This window comes from Methylobacterium sp. J-072, assembly GCF_022829425.1.
In the GTDB taxonomy this organism is placed as follows: domain Bacteria; phylum Pseudomonadota; class Alphaproteobacteria; order Rhizobiales; family Beijerinckiaceae; genus Methylobacterium.
In genome coordinates this window covers 56,631-80,964 of the sequence record NZ_JAKSYK010000214.1, presented here as the reverse complement: position 1 = coordinate 80,964, position 24,334 = coordinate 56,631, and the positions used below count along the sequence as shown (strand labels likewise).

Here is a 24,334-nt window from a genome sequence, read left to right as displayed (position 1 = left end):
GCGTCCGGGGCCCCGAGATGCCAGGGCTCCGCCCTGGACCCGCAAAAGGTCTCGACCTTTTGAATCCGAGGTTCAGCCGCCGAGGTTCAGGGCGAGGCCGGACAACATCGCCGCGCCCAGCACCAGCACGAAGGCGGCGGCCACGAGTTCCAGGCCGCCGATCGCCAGCAGACCCGCCTGGCCGCGGCCGCCGGCGAGGCGCAGGGCCGCGCGCTTGGCGAAGACCGCGAGGCAAGCCAGGGCCGTGGTGGTCAGCGCCGTCCCCAGCGCCATGGCCAGCACTGCCAGGATCCCAGCCCCCGGCACATTCTGCGACACCGCAAACACCAAAACGAGCACGGCCCCGGCGCAGGGCCGCGATCCGGCGGCCAGGACCACGCCGGCGCGCGCGCGCCAGCCGTCGAGGGCGTCGAGCGTCCTGGCATCGGGCAGGTGGGTGCAGCCGGGGCCGCAGGGCGTCCCGAGCTGGACGAGCTGGCCGGCCTTGCGCCAGGTCAGCGCCAGCCCGACGAGGGCGACGAGGGTGAAGCTCACGGTCTCGATCACGGTTCCGGCCCGGGTCACGCCCGCCGCGGTGGCGTTCAGCACGACGGTGCCGATCCCGACGATCGCCCCGGCGACCAGCGCCTGGAGCAGGGCCGCGCAGACGCTCAAGGTGCAGCCCCGGCGCAGGGCCCGCTCCCCGGCCAGGATGTAGCCGGCGATCACCGCCTTGCCGTGGCCGGGGCCGGCGGCGTGGAACACGCCATACGCGAAGGCGAGCCCGATCAGCGGCTCCCAGTCGCCGCCGCCCTTCAGGGCCGCCACGGCGGCGTTGAGGCTGCGGGAGAAGCTCGCCTGCAGGGCCAGGATCACGCCGCCGAGGCCGGTGGCAGCCGGGGCCGCTTCGCGAAAACCGATGCCGAAGGGCGAGCGCGCCGGCGGCGCGGCGATCCCGGGGGCGATCAGCCAGGCCAGAGCTGCGGCCACCCCGGCGGCCAGCACGATGGCGCCGGCCATGAGCCCCAGCCGCAGCCCCAGCCGCCCGACCCGGGGCGGCGCGTCGATGCCGATCCCTACGGACACGCGACCAGGACCCGGCTGGCGAACTGGACCCCGTAGGACGAGGCGGCCGTGAGCGCCTCGAAGAACGCCTCGGTCATGCCCGCGGAGCCGGCCTCGGCGGTCTTGGGCTGCTCGGTCTTCGGCCGGGTGACGGTGGCGGCGCAGCCCTGCGGCGCCCCCGCAAGGGTGGCCGCATCCGCGCCCTCCGCGAAGGAGAAAGCGACGAAATAGGTCGGGTCGTAGACCTCCAGGGCGGCGACGTCCCGGCCCTGCTGGACCGGCGCCTTGAGCGGCAGCAGGAAGCTCAGCACCAGGGCCTTGCCCTCCAGGCGCATCGCCGGCTCCTTCGGGTCGGCGAAAGCCTGCTCCTTGCCGCCGACCTTCAGCTTGGTGAAGTAGCCGTACGGAGCAAGCCCTTCCGTGTTCGTGGCCGCGAGTCCGGCCAGTTCGTCGGGCGACAGCTTGCCGTCCTTATCGGCGTCGAGCCCTTGCACGAGGAAAGCCGTGTATTCGGGGTCGAAGCTCCAGGTGTCGCGCACGCCGACGAGCTTGCCGTTTTCGTAGACGAGTTCAGCCTTCGCGGTGACCCAGACGTGCGGATGGGCACAAGCCGCCGTGGCTGCGCAGGCGAGGCCGGCCGCCAGGAGGACGGCGACGATCTTCGGGAAAGGCGCGGCGATCGGCATGGGGCGGGGGCACGCTCGCGGCAGAGGCGGACGGAGGGAAACGGGATCCCTTCCTCATCCCCTGGTTGGGCGAAAGCGAGGCGCCGCGGCGCGCCGATCCTCCCAAAACATCACTCCTGCGCGTCGAGGCCCATCAGCTGAAAACTCGTCCGCAGGTCGTTCGACATCGGGATGTCGAGGCGCTCGCCGTTGGGCAGGCGCTTCACGAACCAGCGCTCGTAGGTCCAGCGCAGTTCGCGCGATTCGGCGAGCCGGGTGAAGGTCTGGGCGACGATCCCGGCGAGTTCCGGGTCGTCCTTGCGGAACATGATGCCGTAGGGCTCGTAGGAGAGCTTGTCGGGTAGCACCGTGTAGTTCGCCCCGTCCTGGCCGTCGGTGGCGATCAGGCCGTAGAGCAGAACGTCGTCGGTGGCGAAGGCGTCCGCCTGGCCGGCCTTCACCAGGGCGTAGGACGCAGCATGGTCGGGGGCCGTGACCACCTGCGCCTGGATCTTGAGCTTGGCCAGGAGGTCGCGCACCGCCTTCTCGTTGGTGGTGCCGGCGGTGACCACGACAGTCTTGCCGGCGAGGTCCCGGTAGGAGGCGATGCCGGACGCCTTCTTCACCAGCAGCTGCGTCGCGCTGATGTAATCGACCGGCGAGAACGCGACGCTCCGGCGCCGCTCGGCATTGGCGGTGGTCGAGCCGCATTCGAGGTCGATCTGGCCCGAGGTCAGGGCCGGGATGCGGGTCTCGGCGGTGATCGGCTCGTACCGGACCTTCACCTTTCGGCCGATCGCCGCCTGGATGTCGTCGGCGATCTCGCCGCACAGGTCGATCGCGTATCCGATCGCCCGGGGGCTGCCGTCCCGGTGCTTGCCCTCCACGAAGGAGAACGGCACCGAACTCTCCCGGTAGCCGAGCACGATCTCGCCGCGCTCGGCCACGCGCTTCAGGGTGCCGGTGAGCACCTCGATGGCGGAAGCCGGGGACGCCGCCAATGTCAGGACCAGAAACGCGACGAGACGCATCGCCATAACCCGCACCCCGTACCGCACCATCATATCCGAAGGCGCCGAGCGCCCGGGCCATCTCACGCACCCACCTCATCCTGAGGGGGAATGCGTTCGACGGCCCTCCCCTACTCGGCGGGCGAGGGGACCGTGCCGACATGGTCGAGGCGCTGGTCCGTCGCGGTCAGCTGGCCCTCCCACTTGGCGACCGCCACGGTAGCGATGCTGTTGCCGAGCACGTTGGTCGCCGAGCGGCCCATATCCAGGAACTGGTCGATGCCGATGATCAGCAGCAGGCCGGCTTCGGGGATGTTGAACTGCGTCAGCGTCGCCGAGATCACCACCAGCGAGGCGCGCGGCACGCCGGCCATGCCCTTCGAGGTGACCATCAGCAGGAACAGCATCGTGAGCTGCTGACCCCAGGTGAGCGGGATGTTGTAGGCCTGCGCGATGAACATCACCGCGAAGGTGCAGTACATCATCGAGCCGTCGAGATTGAACGAGTAGCCCATCGGCAGCACGAACGAGGTGATGCGGTTGGGCACGCCGAACTGCTCGAGGTTGGTCAGCATCTTCGGGTAGGCCGCCTCGCTCGACGCGGTCGAGAAGGCGAGGACGAACGGCTCCTTGATCAGGTTGAACAGCCGCATGATGCCGCTGCCCCCGAGCATCAGGAAGCCGACGCCCATCAGCAGCCCCCAGAGCACCGCGAGCCCGGTGTAGAACTCGACCAGGAACTTGCCGTAGGTGATCAGGACGCCGATCCCCTGCGTGGTGATCGTCGCGGCGATCGCCGCGAACACCGCCACGGGCGCGAACAGCATCACGTAGCCGGTCACCTTGAGCATGACGTCGGCCAGGCCCTCGATGCCTTGGGCGAGGAAGTGCCCCTTCTCGCCGAGCGCCGCCAGGGCGACGCCGAAGAAGATCGAGAACACCACGATCTGCAGGATCTCGTTGTTGGCCATCGCCTCCACGGCGCTCTTGGGCACCAGGTGGGTGACGAATTCCTTGAGCGACAGCGAGGCCGCCTTGAGGCCGGTGCCGGCGCCGACATCGGGCAGCGGCAGGTTCAGGTTGTGGCCCGGCTGCATCAGGTTGACCAGGACCAGGCCCAGCATCAGCGAGCAGAACGAGGCGCCCACGAACCACAGCAGCGCCTTGCCGCCGACCCGGCCGACCGCGGCGGTGTCGCCAAGATGCGCGATGCCGACCACCAGGGTCGAGAACACCAGCGGCGCGATGATCATCTTGATCAGCCGCAGGAAGATATCGGAGACCAGCGCGATGTAGCCGGCGATCTCCTTGGCCGTCTGCGGATCCGGCCAGGTGATGCTGCAGGCGTAGCCCACCGCGATGCCGAGCAGCATGCCGATGAAAATCAACGTCGTGAGCCGTGAACCCGACATCGGTACTGCTCCTCGTCGCCGCCCGGGATGGACAAGCACTGATTTTCGTTAACGTGAAGCAGGAACTACGCCAGATGCAAGCCCATTCGCAGGTTGTTACTGACCCGCCTAACTGTTTTTGCGGGACGTTCGTGCGGGGTTGAAACCTGTGGCCGGAGCGCCGCAGCTGCGGTACGGGACTTGCTCTCCCGGCTCGCCTGCCGTTTGTGCAGGCTGGACGAAAAACCTACGCCCGCGAGAGTACATGGACGTTTTCGTACAGCAGCTGATCAACGGGCTTACGCTCGGCTCGATATACGGTCTGATCGCGATCGGTTACACGATGGTGTTCGGCATTATTGGCATGGTGAACTTCGCCCACGGCGATGTGTTCATGGTGTCCTGCTTCATCGCGCTGATCACCTTCCTTCTTCTAACGACGTGGCTGGGGATCAGTTCGATCGCCCTGGCGTTCCTGATCGTCCTCGTGGTCGCCATGGTGCTGACCGCCCTGTGGGGCTGGGCGATCGAGCGCATCGCCTACCGGCCCCTGCGCGGCTCGTTCCGCCTGGCGCCGCTGATCTCTGCGATCGGCGTCTCGATCTTCCTGTCGAACTTCGTCCAGGTGGTGCAGGGCGCGCGCAACAAGCCGACCCCGCCGATGCTGTCGGGGGGAATCACGCTGTTCGAGCGTGACGGCTACGCGGTGTTCCTGTCCTACAAGCAGTGCCTGATCATGGCGGTCACGGCGGTGCTGCTCACCGGCTTCTGGTATCTCGTGCAGCGGACCCCGTTCGGCCGGGCGCAGCGCGCCTGCGAGCAGGACCGCAAGATGGCGGCGCTGCTGGGCATCGACGTCGACCGGACGATCTCGCTGACCTTCGTGCTCGGCGCCGCGCTCGCGGCCGTCGCGGGCGTCCTCTACCTGATGTATTACGGCGTCGTGTCCTTCTCGGACGGGTTCGTGCCCGGCGTGAAGGCCTTCACCGCGGCGGTGCTCGGCGGCATCGGCTCCCTCCCCGGCGCCGTGCTCGGCGGCCTGATCATCGGGCTGATCGAGACGTTCTGGTCGGCCTACTTCTCCATCGAGTACAAGGATGTCGCCGCGTTCTCGATCCTGGCCATCGTGCTGATCTTCATGCCGTCCGGTATCCTGGGTCGGCCGGAGGTCGAGAAGGTCTGATGGCGCACTCCAAGCCTGCGACCCAAGCCGCCATCCCCGGATCCGCGATGGCCGGCATCCTGCGCGACGCCGCGCTCTACGCGCTCGTCGCCTTCGGCCTCTGCGTGCCGATCATCGCGTACCGGACCGATCCCGGCCCGGGCAGCGACCTCCTGCTCACCCCGCGCTGGGGCCTCGTGGCGTGCCTGTGCGCGGCGGTCTTCGTCGTCCGCATCCTCCAGCGCCTGATTCTCCTGCGCCGGGATGCCCGCCGCGCCCTGACCCCCTCCCCGGCCCAGGCCACGGAGGCGGTCCACGGCGAGCCCGATGCCGGCCAGAAGACCTCCAAGCTCGGCCTCTGGCTGTTCGTCGGCATCGCCCTGACCCTGCCGGCGCTCGCGGCGGCGGCCACCGGCGGCCTGTCCTCGGCCCGCTACTGGATCGATCTCGGCATCCTGATCCTGACCTACGTGATGCTCGGCTGGGGCCTGAACATCGTGGTCGGCCTCGCCGGCCTGCTCGACCTCGGCTACGTCGCCTTCTACGCGGTCGGGGCCTATTCCTACGCGCTCCTGTCGACCACGTTCGGCCTGTCGTTCTGGATCTGCCTGCCGCTGGCGGGCGTCTTCGCCGGCCTGTGGGGGATGCTGCTCGGCTTCCCCGTCCTGCGCCTGCGGGGCGACTACCTCGCCATCGTGACGCTGGCCTTCGGCGAGATCATCCGGCTGGTGCTGATCAACTGGACGGACGTGACCGGCGGTGGCGCCGGGATCTCGTCGATCCCGCGGGCGACCTTCTTCGGCATCCCGTTCAGCGCCGGCGAGGACGGCTTCGCCGCCCGGTTCGGCATCCCGTACGATTCGATGCACCGGCTGGTGTTCCTCTACTACCTCATCCTGGCGCTGGCCCTGTTCACCAACTTCGTGACCCTGCGCCTGCGCCGCCTGCCGATCGGGCGGGCCTGGGAGGCGCTCCGCGAGGACGAGATCGCGTGCCGGTCCCTCGGCATCGACACGACGGCAACCAAGCTCACGGCCTTCGCGCTCGGGGCGGCGTTCGGCGGCATCGCCGGCTCGTTCTTCGCGGTGCGCCAGGGCTTCATCAGCCCGGAGAGCTTCAACTTCCTGGAGAGCGCGATCATCCTGGCGATCGTGGTGCTGGGCGGCATGGGCAGCCAGGTCGGCGTCGCCATCGCGGCGGTGGCGATGGTCGGCGGCCCGGAGATGCTGCGCAATCTCGGCTTCCTCAAAGCCGTGTTCGGCGAGGGCTTCGACCCCAACGAGTATCGCCTGCTGCTGTTCGGCCTCGCCATGGTGGCGATGATGGTCTGGCGGCCCCGCGGCCTGATCTCGGTGCGCCTGCCCTCGGTGTCGCTGGGCGAGCGCCGCGCCGTCTCGGGCGCGCATGTGAGCGAGGGGCACGGCTGATGACGCTTCATCCGGATCCCCGGGCGGCGGCGCAGGCCCCCGCCCCGTCGGTGCTCGCCGTCGAGCACCTGACCATGCGGTTCGGCGGCCTGACCGCCGTCTCCGACCTGTCCTTCGAGGCCCGGCGCGGCGACATCACCGCCCTGATCGGCCCGAACGGGGCCGGCAAGACCACGGTGTTCAACTGCATCACCGGCTTCTACAAGCCGACCGAGGGCATGCTGCGGCTGGCCCACGACGACGGCACCACGCACCTCCTGGAGCGGCTGCCGAACCACGCGGTCAACCGCACCGCCCGGGTGGCCCGGACCTTCCAGAACATCCGCCTGTTCCAGGGCATGACGGTGCTGGAGAACCTGCTGGTCGCCCAGCACAAGCCGCTGATGCGCGCCTCGGGCTACACCCTGTTCGGGCTCCTGGGTCTCAAGGGCTACCGGGACGCGCAGGCCGAGGCGATCGAGCGGGCCAAGGCCTGGCTCGACCGGATCGACCTGATGGCGCGGGCCGACGACCCGGCGGGCGCCCTGCCCTACGGCGCGCAACGCCGGCTGGAGATCGCCCGGGCGATGTGCACCGATCCGGTGCTGCTCTGCCTCGACGAGCCGGCGGCGGGCCTCAACCCGCGCGAATCCGCCGAGCTCAACGCGTTGCTGCGCCACATCCGCGACGCGCACGACACCTCCGTGCTGCTGATCGAGCACGACATGTCGGTGGTGATGGAGATCTCCGACCACGTGGTCGTGCTGGATTACGGACAAAAAATCGCCGACGGCTCCCCGGCCGAGGTGCGGGCGGATCCGAAGGTGATCGCCGCCTATCTGGGCGTCGAGGACGATGAGGTGGAAGCCGTGGAGGCCGAGGTCGGCATCACCGTGCCACACGGGGATCCGACTCTTCCGGACGTGAACCGCTCGGAGGCGTCGGTATGAGCGTGGCCGGCATCAACGTCCTGGTCGAGGAGACCCGGGCGATCCAGGCGGGGGGCAAGCCTCCGCTCCTCGCGGTGCGCGACGTCTCCACCTATTACGGCAGCGTCGCCGCCCTCCGGGGCGTCGACATCGATGTCGCCGACGGTGAGATCGTCACCCTGATCGGCGCCAACGGCGCCGGCAAGTCGACCCTGATGATGACGATCTTCGGCAGCCCCCAGGCGCGCACGGGGACGATCACCTATGACGGGCGCGACATCACCCGGCTGCCGACCCACGCCATCGCCCGGCTGGGCGTCGCCCAGTCGCCGGAGGGCCGCCGGGTCTTCCCGCGCATGAGCGTGTTCGAGAACCTCCAGATGGGCGCCTCGCTTCACGGCGAGCGCTACTTCCAGGAGGATCTGGAGAAGGTCTGCACCCTGTTTCCGCGCGTGAAGGAGCGCCTGCACCAGCGCGCCGGCACGATGTCGGGGGGCGAGCAGCAGATGCTCGCCATCGCCCGCGCGCTGATGAGCCGCCCGCGCCTGCTGCTCCTGGACGAGCCGTCGCTCGGCCTGGCGCCTTTGGTGGTGAAGGGCATCTTCGACGCGATAAAGGAGCTGAACCGCACGGACGGCATGACGATCTTCCTGGTCGAGCAGAACGCCTACCACGCCCTGAAGCTCGCCCATCGCGGCTACGTGCTAGTCAACGGCCGGGTCACGATGAGCGGCACCGGGCGGGCGCTGCTCGACGATCCGAACGTCAAGGCCGCCTATCTGGAGGGGGGCCATACCGGCCCGGTCGGCGCATGAGCATGCTGCAGGGGATCCTGTACGAGGAGGAATCGGCCTGGCTGTTCCTGCTCGTCACCGTGGTGATGGGCGGCTGGGCCGGCTGGATGGCCGCCCGCGCGGTCGCCCGGGGCTGGCGGCCGTTCTGGCAATGCGCGGCCGCGCTGCTCCTCGTGGCCGCGGCCGTGCGCTTCATCCATTTCGCGTTGTTTTCCGGGACGCTGGTCTCGCCGCACTACTATGCGATCGACGCGATCGTGGTCATGATCATCGGCACGGTCGGCTTTCGGGTCACGCGCACGCGCCAGATGACGAGCCAGTACCGCTGGCTCTACGAGAAGACCTCTCCCCTGACGTGGCGCGAGCGGGCGCCCGTCTCCGGTGAGGTCGGGTGAGTTCGGCCGGATCCACCGGGGCGGACTAACGATCGAAGGGGATGTTCGCGATGAGATCGATTCTGTTGGCCGGGCTCGCCCTCGGCACGCTGATCGCTGCGGCCGGAGAGACGGGAGCCTTCGCCGCTGAGGTCAAGCTCGGCATCGCCGCGCCGATCACCGGCAACAGCGCCGCCATCGGGGCGCAGATCAAGAACGGCGCCAGCCAGGCCGTCGAGGATCTCAACAAGGCCGGCACCCTGAAGGGAACGACCCTGACGGTCACGGTCGGCGACGACGCCTCCGACCCGAAGCAGGGCGTCTCGGTGGCCAACAAGTTCGCCAGCGACGGCGTGAAGGTGGTGGTCGGCGACTATAACTCGGGCGTGTCGATCCCGGCCTCCGACGTCTATCTCGACGCCGGCATCATCCAGGTCACCCCGGCCTCCACCAACGTGAAGTTCACCGAGCGCGGGATGTGGAACACGTTCCGCACCTGCGGCCGGGACGACCAGCAGGGTGCCGTGGCGGGCACCTACCTCGTCGCGAACTACAAGGACAAGAAGATCGCCTTCGTCCACGACAAGACCCCCTACGGCAAGGGCCTGGCCGACGAGACCCTGATGGTGCTCAAGGCCAAGGGCGTGAAGCCGGTGATGTTCGAGGGCATCAACCCGGGTGAGAAGGACTATTCGGCGCTGGTCTCCAAGCTGAAATCGGCCAACGTCGACATCGTTTATTTCGGTGGCTACTACACCGAGGCCGGGCTGATCCTGCGCCAGATGCGCGATCAGGGCCTGAAGGCCCCGTTGATGGGCGGCGACGGCATGGTCGACCGTGAGCTGGTGGCGATCGCCGGTCCGGCCGCCGAGGGCACCCTGACCACCTTCCCGCCGGACGCCCGCAAGAACCCGAACGCCAAGGCGGCGCTCGCCGCGTTCAAGGCCAAGAACATCGATCCCGAGGGCTACACGCTCTACTCCTACGCGGCCGTGCAGGTGCTGGCCAAGGCGATGGCCGAGACCGGCTCCAGCGACGGCAAGAAGCTCGCCGAGTGGCTGCACCAGGGCAAGGCGGTCGACACCGTGGTCGGCCCGATCGCCTATGACAAGAAGGGCGACATCACCCGGCCGGACTACGTCCTGTACGAGTGGAAGAAGGGCGCCGACGGCAAGATCGACTACACCGGCAACGAACTGACCAAAGTGAACTGACCAAGTCGTTCCGACCGCATTCCGAACCGGCGCCGTCCCGCATGACTATGCGGGGCGGCGTCTGTGTGTTCGGCGCGGTGGATTCGTCAGCCTTAATCGCTGTTCCGCGTGCGCCACCCCGTGCGTACGCCCAAGAATTGTGCATGATGCCGGCGGCGCGGACGAGCAGGGTGCCTCGACGAGCCGGAGGGGACCGAATGACGGCGGCGGGACACGCAACTGCGGATGCTCGCGCACCGGTGGCGGTCGTCCTTACGTCGTCTGCCACGGTCCCGTGTGGCACCGCTGCCAGCCTCCCGGCACCATCATTGCAAAGGCGTCGCCCGAGCGGGCGGGCCCGAGCGCCAAGCCGCCAGCCGATCCCGTTCGGCCTGATCCAGGAGTTCCGTACCGATGCAGTCTGATATCGCTCGCCGCGGCCTTGCCGCGGCGCTCGGCCTGAGCCTCGCCCTGGCCCCCCTCAGCCTGCGGGCCGAGGACCTGACCGGTACCCTCAAGAAGGTGAAGGATAGCGGAGCCATCGTCATCGGCTACCGCGACGCCTCCGTGCCGTTCTCCTATCTCGGCGGCGACCAGAAGCCGGTCGGCTACGCCCTCGACATCTGCTTCAAGATCGCCGACGCCGTGAAGGCCAATCTCGGCCTGCCGAACCTCGAAGTGAAGCTCAACCCGGTCACCTCCGCCACCCGCATCCCGCTGATGGCGAACGGCACGATCGACCTCGAATGCGGCTCGACCACGAACAACGCCGAGCGCGAGAAGCAGGTGAACTTCACCAACTCGCACTTCCTGACCGCGACCCGCTACGTCTCCAAGAAGTCAGCCAACCTGCACACGATCGACGACCTGAAGGGCAAGACCGTCGTGTCTACCTCGGGCACCACGAACATCAAGCAGATCAACGAGGCCAACACCGAGCGCAAGCTCGGCCTGACGATCCTGCCGGCCAAGGACCATGCCGAGGCGTTCCTGATGGTCGAGACCGGCCGCGCCGTGGCCTTCGTGATGGACGACGTGCTGCTCGCCTCGCTGGCGGCCTCCGCGAAGGATCCGTCGGCCTTCGAGATCTCCACCGAGGCGCTGTCGAAGCCCGAGCCCTACGGGATCATGGTGCGCAAGGACGACGCGCCGTTCAAGAAGGTCGCCGACGAGGCCACCGCCAAGCTCTACACCAGCCCCGAGGGCAAGGCCCTCTACGACAAGTGGTTCACCCAACCGATCCCGCCGCGCAACATCAACCTCAACCTGCCGATGAGCGCGGAGATGCAGAAGCAGTTCACGACGCCGATCGCGAGCCCTGATCCGGCGGCCTACTGAGATCGATTCAGTCAACGATGACGCATCGCGGGTTCGCCCGCGATGCGTCACGACAGGTCCGAAGCAGACGGCAATTCCATCCTCACCCTCATCCTGAGGTGCCGAAGCGCAGCGGAGGCCTCGAAGGAGCCCTCCAGGGATAGCGCTGGCATCTGGAGCCCTCCTTCGAGGCTGCTGCGCAGCACCTCAGGATGAGGGTGAGATTGGGAAACACCGGACTTACACGTTTCATCTCAGAAGCAGCGCGATGAACTACAACTGGAACTGGCGAATCTTTTTCGACGCCTCGCCCGAGGGCAACGGCACCTATCTCGACATGCTGCTCTCCGGGCTCATGTGGACGATCGCCACCGCCCTGTGCTCGTGGCTCATCGCGTTCTTCCTCGGCTCCCTGATCGGGGTGCTGCGGACCCTGCCGTCGAAGACCGCCAACGCCATCGGCACGGCCTATGTCGAGCTGTTCCGCAACGTGCCGCTGCTGGTGCAGATGTTCCTCTGGTACTTCGTGCTGCCGGAGGTGGTGCCGACGCAGGTGGGCGACGCGATCAAGCAACTGCCTGACGCACCGTTCTACACCGCGGTCGTGTGCTTGGGCTTCTTCACCGCGTCGCGGGTGGCCGAGCAGGTCCGCGCCGGCATCCAGTCGCTCCCGCGCGGCCAGGGCATGGCCGGCACCGCGATGGGCTTCACGGTCTACCAGACCTACCGGTACGTGCTGCTGCCGAACGCCTACCGGATCATCCTGCCGCCGATGACCTCGGAATTCCTCAACAATCTCAAGAACACCTCCGTGGCCCTCACCATCGGGCTCCTCGAGCTGACCGCCCGGGCCCGGTCGATGCAGGAATTCTCGTTCCAGGTGTTCGAGGCGTTCACGGCCGCGACCCTGCTCTACGTGATCATCAATCTCGTGGTGGTCACCGCGGCGACCTACCTGGAGCGCGCCGTCGCGATCCCGGGCCAGCGCTGAGGCGCCGGCCCGCCCCTCGATTTCCCCGCTCCGCCGGCACCCGGCCACCGCGAACAGGCCCCGATGCTCTCGAATTTCGACTACACCGTCATCCTTTCCTCCCTGCCCTACCTGTTCGGGCAGGGCATGGTCTTCACCGTGACGCTCACCGCCATGGCGGCGGTCGGCGGCGTGGTGATCGGCACCCTGCTGGCGATGGCCCGGCTCTCGAGCGTGCCGGGCCTTAGCCACGTGGCCAAGGGCTATGTCGAGCTGTGCCGCTCGCTGCCGCTGGTGCTGGTGATCTTCTGGTTCTACTTCCTGGTGCCGTATATCGGCGCCTACGTGACCGGCGCCACGACCCCGATCCAGGTCGGCGCCTTCCCGTCGGCGCTGATCACCTTCATGGCCTTCGAGGCGGCCTACTTCTCCGAGATCATGCGCGCGGGTATCCAGTCGATCCCCAAGGGACAGACCGGGGCGGCCTTGGCGCTCGGGATGAATTACTGGCAGACCATGGCCAACGTCGTGCTGCCCCAGGCCTTCCGCAACATGCTGCCGCTGCTGCTGACCCAAACCGTGGTGTTGTTCCAGGATACCTCCCTGGTCTACGTGCTCTCGCTCACCGACTTCATGGGCGCCGCCTCGAAGGTGGCGCAGCGCGACGGCCGCCTGGTGGAGATGTATATCTTCGCCGCCATCGTCTACTTCGTGATCTGCTTCACGGCCTCGTTCCTGGTGCGTCGCCTGCAGCGCCGCGTCGCCATCATTCGCTGACCGACACTGGAGTCCGCGCCATGACCTCGACCCCGATGCCGGCCCCGTCCGTCAAGGAACCCGTCGCCGACGCCGCCCACGCGCCCCGGGATGCCGGGTTGCAGCCCGGCAGCCTCATCTCCGGCGTGCCCGCGGCGGCGCCCGGCGAGACGATGATCGCCATCGACAACATCAGCAAATGGTACGGCGATTTCCAGGTGCTGACGAACTGCACCACCAAGGTCGCCAAGGGCGAGGTCGTGGTGGTCTGCGGCCCCTCGGGCTCGGGCAAGTCGACCCTGATCAAGTGCGTCAACGCCCTCGAGCCGTTCCAGAAGGGCCAGATCACGGTCGCCGGCACCAAGGTCGTCGACAAGGCGACCAACCTGCCAAAACTCCGCTCCCGGGTCGGCATGGTGTTCCAGCATTTCGAGCTGTTCCCGCACCTCTCGATCACCGAGAACCTCACCATCGCCCAGCGCAAGGTCCTGGGCCGCGGCGCCGAGGACGCGAAGAAGCGCGGCCTCGACCTGCTGGCCCGGGTCGGCTTGAGCGCCCAGGCGGAAAAATTTCCGGGGCAGCTCTCGGGCGGCCAGCAGCAGCGCGTGGCGATCGCCCGGGCGCTCGCCATGAACCCGGTGGTGATGCTGTTCGACGAGCCGACCTCGGCGCTGGACCCCGAGATGGTCGGCGAGGTGCTCGACGTGATGGTCGAGCTCGCCAAGGAGGGCATGACCATGATGGTCGTGACCCACGAGATGGGCTTCGCCCGCAAGGTCGCCGACCGGGTGATCTTCATGGATCGCGGCGAGATCGTCGAGGACGCCAAGAAGGAGGATTTCTTCGGCAGCCCCCGCTCCGAGCGCGCCCAGACCTTCTTGTCGAAGATCCTGCAGCACTGAGGGACCTCCACACGCGATCACCGACACCCCGGGGCGGGAGCCGGGATTGCTTCTCCCCCGCCCGGCGATTTCCTGCGCGCGACCGTCCGATCGGGCTTGCAGCGGCTGGTCCGACGCATGAAGATTAAGCGCGAGAAGCGAGGCCTCCGTCGTGGGCCGGGTGTCTTGATGGGCCTGACCCGCCACGATGGTGCCGCCGCCGCGCAACCTACCGGGCTTTCCGGACGCCGTAAGGGTGAAGCCGAAGACGGCACGGCCCGGCGGAGGTTTGAGGATGCGGTGGAAGGACGCGAGCGGCGCGATCTATGAATGGGACTACCAGCACGGGCACGTCGAGAAGTACGATGCGCGCGGAAGCCATCTCGGCGGATACGATCCGGTCACAGGCTGGCGTATAGCGAGGGCCGACGGCACGAGGCGCGTGGAGCCATGAAGGTCGACCATATCGTCGCCGGATACGACAAGGGCACGGAACGCCTGACCATCGAGCACGACGTTCCGGCCTCTCTCTTCGCTGAGGTGCGAAGCCTCGCCCAAGTGCCTGACACCGATCAGCTGGCTCTCGGCTCGTACCCGCTCAGCCTGTCGGCGGTCCGCAGAATCGCCTCCCAGATCGCCGCGCCGCTGAACGTCGACGCCTACGACTGGTACTTGGAGCCGGTCCCTACCGAATCCTGACTGGTCCTATCTCGGCCTCGACCGGCTTGCGCTAACCCAACGCCGCCTGCGCCGCCCGATACTCCCGCCCGTGCCGGCAATAGCCCTCGACGATGCGGATCATCATCGCGCGCTTCTCGGCGTCCAGGGGCGACAGGATCCGCGCCGGGCGGCCGCCCCAGAGATAGCCGGCCTCCAGGATCTGCCCGGGATCGGTGGTGGCCCCGGCCGCCAGCATGACGTCGTCGGCGATCAGCGTGCCGGGGGCGATGCTGGCGCCGATGCCGATCAGCGCCCGGGCGCCGATCCGGCAATCGGCGATCCGGACGTTATGCGCGATGGTGGTGTCGCGCCCGATCACCACGCCCTCCCCCCGGGTGCGGATCGTGGTGTTGTCCTGGATGTTGGTGTCGGCCCCGACCACGATCGGCCCGACCTCGGCATTGAGATCGCAGCAGAACAGCACGCTGGCGCCGGCCCCGAGGCTGACCCGCCCGCGCAGGCGCGCGGTCCGCGCCACGAACACGCTGTCCTCCACCTCCGGGGGAAGGCCCGGATCGGCGGCCGAGCCGTCGCCCATCCGCTCGCGCAGGCGCTCGGCCCGCTCGGCGACCTCGTCCGGGTCGATCGGCCGGCTCGGTCGCGCCGGGCTGCCGGCATAGGCGTAGCCGCCTTCGAGCTTCATGCGCGGGAACACGGTCGCGCCCGCCTCGATCACCGAATTATCGCCGATCTCCGCCCCGTCGAGGATCACGACATCGTCCTCGATCACGACATCGGAACCGACCGTGCAGGCATGCACGACGCTGTTGCGCCCGACCGTCACCCGGTCGCCGACCTGCGTCCCGTGGGTGAGGGTCGCGATATGCACCGTCGAGCGGTGGCCGAGCCAGAACCTGTCCCCGAGGGTGATGGTCTGCCCGTCGGCGCGGATCACCGCCTCGTCGCCGATCCAGGCCTGCGCGCCGATCCGGGCTGCGCCGATCACCGTGCTGCCGCGCCCGCACCAGACCGGGCGGCTGGCGAAATCCGGCAGGACACCCGCGTAGGGCAGGATCAGGTCGGGGGTCACATTGGTATCCTTCTCCGCCGATCACACCGCCGCGCCCGCGACCGGGGCGAAGGCGGATCGATGTGCCATATAGAGGCGCGGCCGGGTGTGACAGGCGTGGGACGGTCCCGCGCCGCCCCCGCACTGCCGGACGAGGATCGTTGGACCGGACCATGAGCGCCCCCGCCCCGAGCGTTGCCATCCAGGCCGAGCCCTTCGACACCGCTGCCGAGATCGCCCGGATCGGCGCCGAACTCGGCGGCCGGGCCGGGGCGGTCGTCACCTTCACGGGCCTGTGCCGGGACGAGGCCGGACGCCTCGCGGCCCTGGAGCTCGAACATTATCCCGGCATGGCCGAGGCCGAGATCCTTCGGGTAGCCGAGGAGGCGGTGGCCCGCTGGCCGCTCCAGGCCGTTCGGGTCATCCATCGCCACGGCCGCGTCTCGCCGGGCGACGGCATCGTGCTGGTGGTGACCGCCTCCAGCCATCGGGTCGCGGCCTTCGAGGCGGCGAACTTTTTGATGGATTATCTCAAGACCCGCGCGCCGTTCTGGAAGCGCGAGCACCTCGCCGACGGCACCACCGGCGGCTGGGTCGAGGCCGCCGCCCACGACGATGCCGCGGCCGAGCGCTGGGGCACGTAGAATCTCGCAGTCCGGCGGTTTCACCGCGCCCTTTCCCGGGGGCATGCAGCGGCAGCGGAATGCGACCCGGGACCCAGCGCACGACACCGCGAAGCGTCCGCCCTGTCTCGATGGTGCCGCTGCACGGCGCTGTCCTTGCGGGGTCCCGGATCACCTTTCACTGCGTTCCAGGCGTCCGGGAAAGGGGGAGCGGGTCATCCGATACAGCCGCTCCCGAAGCCGATGATCCAACGGTCCGGAATTGCCTTACAGGATCGCGTTGAACAGCACCGCGGCGAGCGCGCCGGCGATCGCGAGGCCGAGGATGACCACGCTGCTGAGCTGATCTCCCGTGTCCACGGTCCGGCCGGGGCCGAGGGAATGGGTGTGGGGCTCGTTGCTGCTCACGTGGTCTCTCCCGGATGCGCCCGGCTCCCCGCGGGAGCGGTTGCGCGGGCAGACAACGCGTGAAACGTCCTCCGGTCGCGGTGCGCTGCGCACAAGCTTGGTAGAGAGCCGCACTTGACCCCGGCCGGCCCGGGGCGTTCGTGAGCCCGCGATGCAGGAGCGGTGATGACGGACGGTCAACTTCGGGACTTGGACGGCCCGGTCGGGCCCTGGCGCGGTGCCCTGCCGCTGGCGGCCTCGGGGATCGCCGTCGTCTGCTTCACGGCGTTGCTGGCGCTGGCCTGGATGTCGGTGGGCACGCTGCTGCTGATCTTCGCGGGCGTGCTGCTCGGCGTGTTCCTCGACGGCCTGACCCGAGGGCTCGGCCATGTCCTGCCCCTGCCCCGGGGCCTGCGCCTGACCATCGCCAGCCTCGCGGTCGCCGTCGCGGCACTCGGCTTCGGGACCTATGGCGGCGCCACCATCGTGCAGCAGGGGCGCGACCTCGGCACCACGATCAAGGACCAGGCCGGCACGGTTTCGGGCTGGCTCGCCGAGCGCGGCATCGACGTGCCGAGCCTCGCCCCCCAGGGCGGCGGCAAGGACGGCTCGACCGAGTCCAGCCAGAAGGAGGGTGGCCTCGGCGGCCTCGCCAACGGCCTGCTCAAGGGCAGCAGCTCGATCGTCTCCGACGCGGGCAGCGTCCTCGGGCCGGCCGCCGCCGTCATCCTCGGGCTGTTCGACGCGCTGGGCAACCTGCTGGTGATCGCCTTCCTGGGGCTGGCCTTCGCGGCCGACCCGAAGGCCTACCGGGACGGTGCGCTGCGCTTCGTCCCACCGCAGAAGCGCCCGCGCGCGGCCAAGGTCCTCGACGGTGCCGGCGAGACCCTGCGGCACTGGCTGTTCGGCCAGCTGATCATCATGGCGGTGATCTTCCTGTGCACCTGGGCTGGGCTGGCCTTCCTGGGGATCGGCGGCGCGCTGATCCTCGGCCTCCAGGCCGGCCTGCTGGCCTTCGTGCCGACCGTGGGACCGCTGGTGGCGGGAATCGTGATCATCCTGGCGGCCCTGGCCTCGGGCCTCAAGGCGGTGATCGGCGCCATCGGCGTCTACCTGGCGGTGCAGTGCCTGGAGAGCTACGGCCTGACCCCGTTCATCCAGAAGCGAGCCCTGGACATCCCCCCGGCCACGATCTTCGCCGGCCAGCTGATCCTGGGCGTGATTTTTGGGCTCTGGGGCATCGCCCTGGCGCTGCCCCTGATGGCGGTGATCAAGGTGCTGCTGGAGCAGCTCTACGTGGAGGACACGTTGCACGAGCAGCCGAGCAGTTGAGGCGCGGGTTATGATGCGCGGGACGGCGGGTGGTGTCGCCACTCAAGTCTGAACCCAACCCGCTTGGCCGTGACAATGTCGGTCAAAACCGAATTGGTTTGGCCGAGGGCGAGCGCGCTTGTCGGCCCGTCGAGTAGCAGTGCCTTCGGTGTCCGACCGAGGTATTGGGCGGCCGGATTCAATTCCAAATTCGGTCAGTTGCGTTATCCTGCCGTTCACGCGCTGGGCGGAACGGCCTGCCTGGCACAAACGGAGCGCGCCGACCCATGTTCGACGAATACGGCATTCCACGCGGCGCTGAGTTGGACGAACCCGCGCTGCCCGCGCTTTATCATTTCGTCTACTGCAGCCGTGCCGCCGACGGCCTCGACGACGCCGAGGTCGGCCGCATCGTCGAGGCGGCCCAGCGCCACAATCTCGCGCGCGGCATCACCGGGGTGCTGGTTTACGGCAGCGGCGTCTTCTTCCAGTGGATCGAGGGGCCGGCCGCCGAGATCCAGACGCTGATCACGAGCCTTCATGGCGATCCGCGCCATTACGATATCGTTTCGCTGAGCCAGAGCGAGGAAGAGCGGGAGCGTCTCTATCCGAACTGGGACATGGAGAGGGTCGAAGCCGAGGACATCCGCCTGGTACTGCAGGACGCGCTGGACAGCGCCGAAGACAAGAACAACGTCGCGGCACTGACGCGGATTCTCAAGCAACTCGATTCGGGGCCGCTGGTTTCGCTTGGGCGAAGCTGATCGGGCCAGCACCCGGTCGCCTCCAGCCGATCCGCCACTGGCGTCGTGGCGACATGTATCCGCGGCGACGTCTTTTGGCTGGTTGCTCGCTGCGGCCATGCCAATGGCATGTTGTGATGATCTGCTCCGAACGATGACACTGAGAGCCCGTTTGACTGGTTGTTCCCATTCTCGACCTCATCCTGAGGTGGCGTAGCGGAGCGGAGCCCTCGAAGGAGCCCTCCAGCCAGCCGCGCGATCCCTGGAGGGCTCCTTCGAGGCTGCTGTGCAGCACCTCAGGATGAGGGGAGAGATTGGGATACACGTCAGTCAGAACCGTCACGCGACTGCGATCACGCAGTCAAACAGGCTCTGAGAGCGGTCGCGTCGCTATTAAAAGCGGACGGGCTCAAGGATCGGTGAGGGGCATTTCTTACCGTCAATCAGGCCCCGGGCCTGTATCCGCTTTCAGGCCGCACGTGCAGCAATGGGTCCGACTCAGTTGGGCCGGAAGCATCCGGTGCGCAGGCGAGCCGACTGAGGCGAGTCCTGGACGTGTCCGGCACGCCGCGCCTTCGCTCCTATGGGCTCCTACGGATCCGCCGGCCCTACGCGAACGCCCGTCATTCCGGGGCGCCGCAGGCGAGCCAGTCACCCGCGCAGCGCATCCTCGATCATCCGGGCCACCGCCAGCGCGCGGCCGTCATCGCCGAAGCGGCCGATCACCTGGACGCCCACCGGCAGATGGTCGCCCGGCACCGGCACGTTCACGCAGGGCACGCCCATCAGGGTCCAGAGCTGGTTGAAGCGCGGATCGCCCGTGGAGGCCAGGGTCGCCGGGGCCGGGCCGGGGGCCGAGAAGGTCAGGATCGCGTCGTACTCGGCGAACAGGCCCTTGAGCACCCGGCGAGCCCGGTGGGCGTGGCGGCGGGCCTCGTCGTACGCCGCGGCCGCGATCGCCGCGCCGGCGTCGAGATGCTCCCGGACCCGCGGCGGCAGCGCGTCGCGATGGGAGTCGTATTCCCAGGCCAGCGCCAGACGGCCCTCGTAGTTCTGGATGATTCGGTGGCGCTCCCAGGCGAGCGCCAGCTCCGGCGGCAGCGCGAGGTCGGTGACCTGCGCGCCGGCCCGCTCGGCGGCCTGCCGCGCGCGGGCCAGGGCAGCCTCGGCGGCGGGCTCTGGCGCCTCGGCGAAATCCTGCCGCACGAGGCCGATGCGCGGGGCAGAGCCGGCCTCGGCCTGCGCGATCTCCGGGCGGCCGGTGACCAGCGCCAAGGCGTGGGCGACGTCCGCGACCCCGGCGGCGAACAGCCCGACCGTGTCGAGCGCCCAGGAATAGGTCTTGACCCCGACCGTCGGGATCAGCCGGAAGGACGGCTTCACCGCCGCACAGCCGCAATAGCTTGCCGGCCGGATCACCGAGCCCGCCGTCTGGGTGCCGAGCGCCAGGGGCAGAAGCCCCGCCCCCACCGCGGCGGCGGAGCCCGCCGAGGATCCGCCCGGGGTGTGGCTGGGATCGTGCGGGTTGACCGTCTCGGTGGGGTCGCTGCTGGCGAAGGCCGTGGTGGTGGTCTTGGCCAGAGCCACGGCGCCGAGGCCCTTCAGACGCGCCACCACCGCGGAATCGCCCCGGGGCCGCCAGCCCTCGTAGAGCGCGGAGCCCATCTGGGTCGGCAGGCCGGCGCTGTCGATGATGTCCTTCACGCCCACCGCGATGCCGGCGAGCGGCCCGGATGCCGGGATGGCCGGGTTGTCGTCCAGCGTCACCAGCGTGCGCAACTCCGGCTCCCGCGCGGCGATGGCCGCACGGCACAGGTCGATCGCGCCCGAGGGCGTCAGGGTGCCGGCTTCGATGCGGGCGCGGAGATCGAGGATTGACAGCATTCTGTATTCAGTCCCCGGGCCGGCGCTCTGTCAACTCAAGCGCTCGCCGTTGAAGGGGAGGCCGGTTCGGCGTCAGCGAGCGCGCTACATCGAGGATTGAGAACCGTCCTCGATCGCATGGCGATCGGGGACGGTTCTCGGAGGCCACAGGCCGGGCCATTCCCGAATCGGCGTTGACGAACGCTTTACGCGGTCGTGCGCATCGTCCGGGTCATGTGGCGTGGCGTATCCCTGTTCTCGGCTCTGGCGCTGTTCGGCGCGGGGCTCACCGCGTGCTCGATCAACCGGTTCGAGCGGCGCGACCCGTGGCGCGATCAGGCGGAGCAGGTCTGCCTGGCGAAGAAACTGGTCGAGCCGACCGAGTTCATCACGCCGATCGCGGCGATGGACGGGCCCGGCCCGTGCGGCATGCAGCAGCCCTTCCGGGTGACGCGGCTGGCCGGCGGCACGGTGGTGATGAAGCAGCGGATGACGCTGGGCTGCCCGGCGCTGGCCGAGGCCGAGGCCTGGCTCGCCGACACGATCCAGCCCGCCGCCGACTTGTATTTCGGCGTGCCGGTGGCCGAGATCAACGCCGGCTCCTATTCCTGCCGCGGGCGCAACAACCAGCCCGGCGCCAAGCTCTCCGAGCACGGTTTCGGCAACGCGATCGACGTGATGTCGATCAAGCTGGCCGACGGCCACGTCATCACCGTCAAAGGCGGTTGGCGCGGGACGGAGGCCGAGCAGGGCTTTTTGCGCGAGATCTTCCTCGGCGCCTGCCAGCGCTTCACCACGGTGCTGGCCCCGGGCTCCAACGTGTTCCACTACGATCACATCCACGTCGATCTCGCCCGGCACGACCCGCGCGGCCTCAAGCGGATCTGCCAGCCGCTGATCAAGTTCACGCCCCAGCTCGGCACCGGGGTCGAGCGGCCCCTGTCGCGCCCGGTCCCGCCGCCGCGCCAGCCGGCCGCTCCGCAGGCGCCGGTGGATATCGAGGAGGACGATCCCTACGGCGTCTCGCCGATGTCGAAGGCCGCGAGCCCGACCCAGGTCGCCCGCGCCCCGGCGCGCGTGCCGGCTGCCACGGCCTACACCTCCGCGCCGCCGGTCCGGCCCGCGCCGCGCATCGCCGCGGCTGCCCCGGAGGAGCCGGTGCAGGATTACGACGAGCCGCTGCAGCTCGGCGCGCCGCCGCCGAGCACGGGGCCGATCTACTGAACCGTGACCCCGGATTGCGGGGCGATCGCCAAGTGGTAGTCTCGCGGCATTCGCGGAGGGGGCGATGTCGTCGAGCTACATCCTGGACGAGCGGTGTCGGGCGGCCAAACTGGATGCGTTGCGGCGAGATATCCGCGCGGGAATCGAAAGCGGCCCCTCGGCGCCGTTGGATATCGAAGCGCTGAAGGCCGAGGGCCGGCGCCGCTTGGCCGCCGTCGAGAGCGGGACCATTCGGTATCCGCGCGCCAGGACTGGGCCGACCGGCGCGTAGCACTTCGGGACCGTGGCCGCCGCGCCGCACCGCCCGGTAAACCGCCGGTTCAACCCTAAGCCGACTTGACTGGCGCCCCCGCCAAGCCATCGTCTCGCGCATGCAGGACAGCACCCCCGCCGAGGCACGCGCCATGCGCCCGATCCTTCACAGCCTGGCCCTCGGGCTGGCCCTCCTCTCCGTCGCGCAGCCGGCCCTGGCCCGCTCGGCCCGGGAGGATATCGAGCCCGCCGAAGAGCGGATCTTTCCGTTCGACGCGCAGATCCCCGGCTGCCAGGACCCGAGCGTCCTGGAGCGGGTCTCGACCAACTTCGCCGAGAAGGAGGCGAAGTACTGGAATTCGTCGATGACGATCCGGTCCTTCGACACGATCGAGCGCACCGCCTGGCGGCCCTGGGGGCTCGACACCTATCCGCGCCGGTTCTGCTCGGCCACCGTCACCACGTCGGACGGGGTGCGCCGCAAGGTCGATTACTCGGTCCGCGAGAGCCTCGGCATCATCGGGGCGAGCTGGGGCGTCGAGTTCTGCGTCCACGGCCTCGACCGCGACCTGGCCTACGCCTACGCCACCGCCTGCCGGATGGCGCGCCCCTGACCATGCGCGTCCGCGCCGCCTGCCTCGCCGGCCTGCTGCTCGCGGGGCCGGCCGCCGCCCAGGATGTCGGCGGCTTCAGCCGCCGGAGCGAGCCGGGCGCGTTCGACTTCTACGTGCTGGCCCTGTCGTGGTCGCCGACCTACTGCGCCGGCGTCGGCGAGCGCCGGAACGACGTGCAATGCACCCCCGGCCGGGGCCTCGGCTTCGTCGTGCACGGACTGTGGCCGCAATACGCCCGCGGCTACCCGCAGAACTGCTCCGCGGTGGAGCGCGCGCCGACCCGGCAGGCACTGGAGGTGGCCGGGCAGGTCTATCCGAGCGAGGGGCTCGCCCGGCACGAGTGGCGCGCCCATGGCACCTGTTCCGGCCTCGACCCCACCAGCTACTTCCAGGCCGCCCGCGATGCGCGCCTCGCCGTGACGATCCCCGACGGCCTGAAGGGCGGCGGAGCTCCGCAAACTTTGGCGCCGATCGAGATCGCCCGGCAATTCGTGGCCGCCAACCGCGGCCTGCGCCCCGACATGATGGCGGTGACCTGCACCCGCGGGCAACTCCAGGAGGTGCGGATCTGCTTCTCCAAGGACCTGCGCGGCTTCGCTCCTTGCCCCGATGTCGCCCGCGGCAATTGTCGCGCGCCGGAGATCACGCTGGACGCCGCCCGCTGATTTATTTGGTCGGTTTGGCGGTTCGAGGCTGGACCCGGACCGCGGGATCCGCTTGAGGGCGCAGCCATGAACTATCGGCACGCCTTCCACGCCGGCAACCATGCCGATGTGCTCAAGCATCTCGTCCTGGCGCGGGTGCTCGCGCATCTCTGCCTCAAGGACAAGCCGTTCCGCGCGCTCGACGCCTTCGCGGGCCTCGGGATCTACGACCTCACGGCCGATGAGGCCTCCCGCACCGGCGAGTGGCGGGACGGCTGGGGCCGGATGGCCGAGCCCTTCGCGGCCGAGGTCGAGGCGCTGCTCGCGCCCTACCGGGAGGCCGTGGCGGCGGTGCAGGCCCGCTATGGCGCGACTGCCTATCCCGGCTCGCCGGCCATGATCCGCGAGGCGCTGCGGCCCGGCGACAAGGGCGTGTTCGTCGAGCTCCACCCGGAGGACGCCGCGACCCTGCGGGACCGCTACGAACGCGACGGGCGCACCAAGGTCCTGAACCTCGACGGCTGGACCGCCGTCAACGCCCAGATCCCGCCCCCGGAGCGCCGCGGCCTCGTGCTGATCGACCCGCCCTACGAGGTGCCGGGCGAGATCGAGCGCCTCGGCAGCCATCTCGCCCGGGCGGTGGCGAAATGGCCGACCGGGATCTTCCTGGCCTGGTATCCGATCAAGGACGCGGCCGCGATCGACCGCATGGTCCGCGATCTCGACGCCGCCCTGCCCCGTCCGGCCCTGCGCCTCGACCTGCTGATCGACCGGCCGGACGACCCGACGCGGCTCTCCGGCAGCGGGTTGATCGTGGTCAATCCGCCCTGGCGCCTGGCCGAAGAGGCGCTTCTGTTCTTGCCGGCCCTAGCACAGCGGCTGGCTCGGGAGGCGTTCGGCGGATTTCGCTGCGATTCGCTCGGTCGTGAGAGCTGATTCGTCACTATTGATTCGGGACGGCAAGGCCGGAACAATTCTTTAAGAGATTTCGCTCAAGTGCGGCCAACTCTGTTGTGGCGCTAAAGCCACATTTCCCGGCCGACCCGCGTTGT

At 69.0% G+C, this 24,334-nt stretch carries 27 protein-coding genes; 20 read left to right on the top strand and 7 right to left on the bottom strand.

All coding sequences use genetic code 11. The features are described from left to right. Positions 1–72: 72 nt before the first annotated feature. The 4 genes from MKK67_RS28495 to MKK67_RS28480 form a co-directional block, all read right to left on the bottom strand. The gene (locus tag MKK67_RS28495) at positions 73–1,065 is read right to left on the bottom strand and encodes a nickel/cobalt transporter (protein WP_243971898.1); all 993 of its coding nucleotides are present in this window, start codon (positions 1,063–1,065) and stop codon (positions 73–75) included. Further along, positions 1,056–1,730 (bottom strand): DUF1007 family protein, encoded by a 675-nt coding sequence (locus MKK67_RS28490; protein WP_243971896.1) that lies wholly within the window; start codon positions 1,728–1,730, stop codon positions 1,056–1,058. Before MKK67_RS28490 ends, MKK67_RS28495 begins: the two co-directional genes overlap by 10 nt. Before the next feature lie 110 nt (positions 1,731–1,840). Further along, positions 1,841–2,746: an amino acid ABC transporter substrate-binding protein gene (locus MKK67_RS28485; protein WP_243971894.1), complete on the bottom strand. Its 906-nt coding sequence runs from the start codon at positions 2,744–2,746 to the stop codon at positions 1,841–1,843. A gap of 104 nt (positions 2,747–2,850) precedes the next feature. Continuing rightward, complete coding sequence (locus MKK67_RS28480) at positions 2,851–4,131, bottom strand: dicarboxylate/amino acid:cation symporter (RefSeq protein WP_243971892.1); 1,281 nt, start codon at positions 4,129–4,131, stop codon at positions 2,851–2,853. A 244-nt stretch (positions 4,132–4,375) separates the two neighbouring features. Here MKK67_RS28480 and MKK67_RS28475 point away from each other — a divergent pair, with 244 nt between their 5' ends. The 12 genes from MKK67_RS28475 to MKK67_RS28425 all read left to right on the top strand — a co-directional run bounded on the left by MKK67_RS28475 (position 4,376) and on the right by MKK67_RS28425 (position 14,591). Continuing rightward, the gene (locus tag MKK67_RS28475; protein WP_243971890.1) at positions 4,376–5,293 is read left to right on the top strand and encodes a branched-chain amino acid ABC transporter permease; all 918 of its coding nucleotides are present in this window, start codon (positions 4,376–4,378) and stop codon (positions 5,291–5,293) included. Beyond that, positions 5,293–6,699 (top strand): high-affinity branched-chain amino acid ABC transporter permease LivM, encoded by a 1,407-nt coding sequence (gene livM, locus MKK67_RS28470; RefSeq protein ID WP_243971888.1) that lies wholly within the window; start codon positions 5,293–5,295, stop codon positions 6,697–6,699. Before MKK67_RS28475 ends, livM begins: the two co-directional genes overlap by 1 nt. Beyond that, complete coding sequence (locus tag MKK67_RS28465; RefSeq protein ID WP_243971886.1) at positions 6,699–7,628, top strand: ABC transporter ATP-binding protein; 930 nt, start codon at positions 6,699–6,701, stop codon at positions 7,626–7,628. Before livM ends, MKK67_RS28465 begins: the two co-directional genes overlap by 1 nt. Further along, the gene (locus tag MKK67_RS28460) at positions 7,625–8,422 is read left to right on the top strand and encodes an ABC transporter ATP-binding protein (protein ID WP_147854151.1); all 798 of its coding nucleotides are present in this window, start codon (positions 7,625–7,627) and stop codon (positions 8,420–8,422) included. Before MKK67_RS28465 ends, MKK67_RS28460 begins: the two co-directional genes overlap by 4 nt. A gap of 5 nt (positions 8,423–8,427) precedes the next feature. Then, entirely contained in the window at positions 8,428–8,796 is a 369-nt protein-coding gene (locus MKK67_RS28455) for a DUF6867 family protein (RefSeq protein ID WP_243971967.1), read from the top strand. 50 nt (positions 8,797–8,846) lie between these two features. Then, positions 8,847–9,989, top strand: coding sequence for a branched-chain amino acid ABC transporter substrate-binding protein (locus tag MKK67_RS28450; RefSeq protein WP_243971884.1), 1,143 nt, complete (start codon positions 8,847–8,849; stop codon positions 9,987–9,989). Positions 9,990–10,382: 393 nt separating this feature from the next. Further along, positions 10,383–11,306: an amino acid ABC transporter substrate-binding protein gene (locus MKK67_RS28445; protein WP_243971882.1), complete on the top strand. Its 924-nt coding sequence runs from the start codon at positions 10,383–10,385 to the stop codon at positions 11,304–11,306. Between the two features lie 247 nt (positions 11,307–11,553). Continuing rightward, positions 11,554–12,276, top strand: coding sequence for an amino acid ABC transporter permease (locus MKK67_RS28440; RefSeq protein WP_243971875.1), 723 nt, complete (start codon positions 11,554–11,556; stop codon positions 12,274–12,276). 63 nt (positions 12,277–12,339) lie between these two features. Next, positions 12,340–13,032, top strand: coding sequence for an amino acid ABC transporter permease (locus MKK67_RS28435; RefSeq protein WP_243971873.1), 693 nt, complete (start codon positions 12,340–12,342; stop codon positions 13,030–13,032). A gap of 152 nt (positions 13,033–13,184) precedes the next feature. Beyond that, complete coding sequence (locus tag MKK67_RS28430; protein ID WP_243971965.1) at positions 13,185–13,913, top strand: amino acid ABC transporter ATP-binding protein; 729 nt, start codon at positions 13,185–13,187, stop codon at positions 13,911–13,913. 187 nt (positions 13,914–14,100) lie between these two features. Further along, positions 14,101–14,346, top strand: a complete 246-nt coding sequence (locus MKK67_RS33005; protein WP_409568456.1) for a colicin E3/pyocin S6 family cytotoxin — start codon at positions 14,101–14,103, stop codon at positions 14,344–14,346. Beyond that, the gene (locus MKK67_RS28425) at positions 14,343–14,591 is read left to right on the top strand and encodes a hypothetical protein (protein ID WP_243971871.1); all 249 of its coding nucleotides are present in this window, start codon (positions 14,343–14,345) and stop codon (positions 14,589–14,591) included. The genes MKK67_RS33005 and MKK67_RS28425 overlap by 4 nt, the downstream gene beginning before the upstream one ends. A 31-nt stretch (positions 14,592–14,622) precedes the next feature. Here MKK67_RS28425 and MKK67_RS28420 read toward each other — a convergent pair whose 3' ends face one another. After that, positions 14,623–15,642, bottom strand: a complete 1,020-nt coding sequence (locus MKK67_RS28420) for a gamma carbonic anhydrase family protein (protein ID WP_243971869.1) — start codon at positions 15,640–15,642, stop codon at positions 14,623–14,625. Between the two features lie 152 nt (positions 15,643–15,794). Here MKK67_RS28420 and MKK67_RS28415 point away from each other — a divergent pair, with 152 nt between their 5' ends. Then, positions 15,795–16,265: a molybdenum cofactor biosynthesis protein MoaE gene (locus MKK67_RS28415; protein WP_243971867.1), complete on the top strand. Its 471-nt coding sequence runs from the start codon at positions 15,795–15,797 to the stop codon at positions 16,263–16,265. A 246-nt stretch (positions 16,266–16,511) separates the two neighbouring features. Here MKK67_RS28415 and MKK67_RS28410 read toward each other — a convergent pair whose 3' ends face one another. Next, the gene (locus MKK67_RS28410; RefSeq protein WP_243971865.1) at positions 16,512–16,652 is read right to left on the bottom strand and encodes a hypothetical protein; all 141 of its coding nucleotides are present in this window, start codon (positions 16,650–16,652) and stop codon (positions 16,512–16,514) included. Between the two features lie 165 nt (positions 16,653–16,817). Here MKK67_RS28410 and MKK67_RS28405 point away from each other — a divergent pair, with 165 nt between their 5' ends. Both MKK67_RS28405 and MKK67_RS28400 read left to right on the top strand, forming a co-directional pair. Next, positions 16,818–17,963 (top strand): AI-2E family transporter, encoded by a 1,146-nt coding sequence (locus tag MKK67_RS28405; RefSeq protein WP_243971863.1) that lies wholly within the window; start codon positions 16,818–16,820, stop codon positions 17,961–17,963. A gap of 266 nt (positions 17,964–18,229) precedes the next feature. Continuing rightward, positions 18,230–18,706, top strand: coding sequence for a BLUF domain-containing protein (locus tag MKK67_RS28400; protein ID WP_243971860.1), 477 nt, complete (start codon positions 18,230–18,232; stop codon positions 18,704–18,706). Between the two features lie 630 nt (positions 18,707–19,336). Here the strand turns inward: MKK67_RS28400 and MKK67_RS28395 are convergent. Beyond that, positions 19,337–20,569 (bottom strand): amidase, encoded by a 1,233-nt coding sequence (locus tag MKK67_RS28395; protein WP_243971858.1) that lies wholly within the window; start codon positions 20,567–20,569, stop codon positions 19,337–19,339. 213 nt (positions 20,570–20,782) lie between these two features. Here MKK67_RS28395 and MKK67_RS28390 point away from each other — a divergent pair, with 213 nt between their 5' ends. The 5 genes from MKK67_RS28390 (at position 20,783) to MKK67_RS28370 (ending at position 24,218) form a co-directional block, all read left to right on the top strand. Beyond that, positions 20,783–21,772, top strand: a complete 990-nt coding sequence (locus MKK67_RS28390) for an extensin family protein (RefSeq protein WP_243971963.1) — start codon at positions 20,783–20,785, stop codon at positions 21,770–21,772. 64 nt (positions 21,773–21,836) lie between these two features. Beyond that, positions 21,837–22,043 (top strand): hypothetical protein, encoded by a 207-nt coding sequence (locus MKK67_RS28385; protein WP_243971856.1) that lies wholly within the window; start codon positions 21,837–21,839, stop codon positions 22,041–22,043. A 133-nt stretch (positions 22,044–22,176) separates the two neighbouring features. Beyond that, complete coding sequence (locus MKK67_RS28380) at positions 22,177–22,638, top strand: hypothetical protein (protein ID WP_243971854.1); 462 nt, start codon at positions 22,177–22,179, stop codon at positions 22,636–22,638. Positions 22,639–22,640: 2 nt separating this feature from the next. Next, positions 22,641–23,303, top strand: a complete 663-nt coding sequence (locus MKK67_RS28375; RefSeq protein WP_243971852.1) for a ribonuclease T2 — start codon at positions 22,641–22,643, stop codon at positions 23,301–23,303. Positions 23,304–23,369: 66 nt separating this feature from the next. After that, entirely contained in the window at positions 23,370–24,218 is an 849-nt protein-coding gene (locus MKK67_RS28370) for a 23S rRNA (adenine(2030)-N(6))-methyltransferase RlmJ (RefSeq protein WP_243971850.1), read from the top strand. Positions 24,219–24,334 lie beyond the last annotated feature (116 nt).

Excerpts from the sequence above, each read along its gene's own strand:
- MKK67_RS28490 (WP_243971896.1), bottom strand. The coding sequence starts at position 1,730 with ATGCCGATCGCCGCGCCTTTCCCGAAGATCGTCGCCGTCCTCCTGGCG.
- MKK67_RS28485 (WP_243971894.1), bottom strand. The coding sequence starts at position 2,746 with ATGGCGATGCGTCTCGTCGCGTTTCTGGTCCTGACATTGGCGGCGTCC.
- MKK67_RS28480 (WP_243971892.1), bottom strand. The coding sequence starts at position 4,131 with ATGTCGGGTTCACGGCTCACGACGTTGATTTTCATCGGCATGCTGCTC.
- MKK67_RS28475 (WP_243971890.1), top strand. The coding sequence starts at position 4,376 with ATGGACGTTTTCGTACAGCAGCTGATCAACGGGCTTACGCTCGGCTCG.
- livM (WP_243971888.1), top strand. The coding sequence starts at position 5,293 with ATGGCGCACTCCAAGCCTGCGACCCAAGCCGCCATCCCCGGATCCGCG.
- MKK67_RS28465 (WP_243971886.1), top strand. The coding sequence starts at position 6,699 with ATGACGCTTCATCCGGATCCCCGGGCGGCGGCGCAGGCCCCCGCCCCG.
- MKK67_RS28460 (WP_147854151.1), top strand. The coding sequence starts at position 7,625 with ATGAGCGTGGCCGGCATCAACGTCCTGGTCGAGGAGACCCGGGCGATC.
- MKK67_RS28450 (WP_243971884.1), top strand. The coding sequence starts at position 8,847 with ATGAGATCGATTCTGTTGGCCGGGCTCGCCCTCGGCACGCTGATCGCT.
- MKK67_RS28445 (WP_243971882.1), top strand. The coding sequence starts at position 10,383 with ATGCAGTCTGATATCGCTCGCCGCGGCCTTGCCGCGGCGCTCGGCCTG.
- MKK67_RS28440 (WP_243971875.1), top strand. The coding sequence starts at position 11,554 with ATGAACTACAACTGGAACTGGCGAATCTTTTTCGACGCCTCGCCCGAG.
- MKK67_RS28435 (WP_243971873.1), top strand. The coding sequence starts at position 12,340 with ATGCTCTCGAATTTCGACTACACCGTCATCCTTTCCTCCCTGCCCTAC.
- MKK67_RS28430 (WP_243971965.1), top strand. The coding sequence starts at position 13,185 with ATGATCGCCATCGACAACATCAGCAAATGGTACGGCGATTTCCAGGTG.
- MKK67_RS33005 (WP_409568456.1), top strand. The coding sequence starts at position 14,101 with ATGGTGCCGCCGCCGCGCAACCTACCGGGCTTTCCGGACGCCGTAAGG.
- MKK67_RS28425 (WP_243971871.1), top strand. The coding sequence starts at position 14,343 with ATGAAGGTCGACCATATCGTCGCCGGATACGACAAGGGCACGGAACGC.
- MKK67_RS28415 (WP_243971867.1), top strand. The coding sequence starts at position 15,795 with ATGAGCGCCCCCGCCCCGAGCGTTGCCATCCAGGCCGAGCCCTTCGAC.
- MKK67_RS28405 (WP_243971863.1), top strand. The coding sequence starts at position 16,818 with ATGACGGACGGTCAACTTCGGGACTTGGACGGCCCGGTCGGGCCCTGG.
- MKK67_RS28400 (WP_243971860.1), top strand. The coding sequence starts at position 18,230 with ATGTTCGACGAATACGGCATTCCACGCGGCGCTGAGTTGGACGAACCC.
- MKK67_RS28395 (WP_243971858.1), bottom strand. The coding sequence starts at position 20,569 with ATGCTGTCAATCCTCGATCTCCGCGCCCGCATCGAAGCCGGCACCCTG.
- MKK67_RS28390 (WP_243971963.1), top strand. The coding sequence starts at position 20,783 with ATGTGGCGTGGCGTATCCCTGTTCTCGGCTCTGGCGCTGTTCGGCGCG.
- MKK67_RS28385 (WP_243971856.1), top strand. The coding sequence starts at position 21,837 with ATGTCGTCGAGCTACATCCTGGACGAGCGGTGTCGGGCGGCCAAACTG.
- MKK67_RS28380 (WP_243971854.1), top strand. The coding sequence starts at position 22,177 with ATGCGCCCGATCCTTCACAGCCTGGCCCTCGGGCTGGCCCTCCTCTCC.
- MKK67_RS28375 (WP_243971852.1), top strand. The coding sequence starts at position 22,641 with ATGCGCGTCCGCGCCGCCTGCCTCGCCGGCCTGCTGCTCGCGGGGCCG.
- MKK67_RS28370 (WP_243971850.1), top strand. The coding sequence starts at position 23,370 with ATGAACTATCGGCACGCCTTCCACGCCGGCAACCATGCCGATGTGCTC.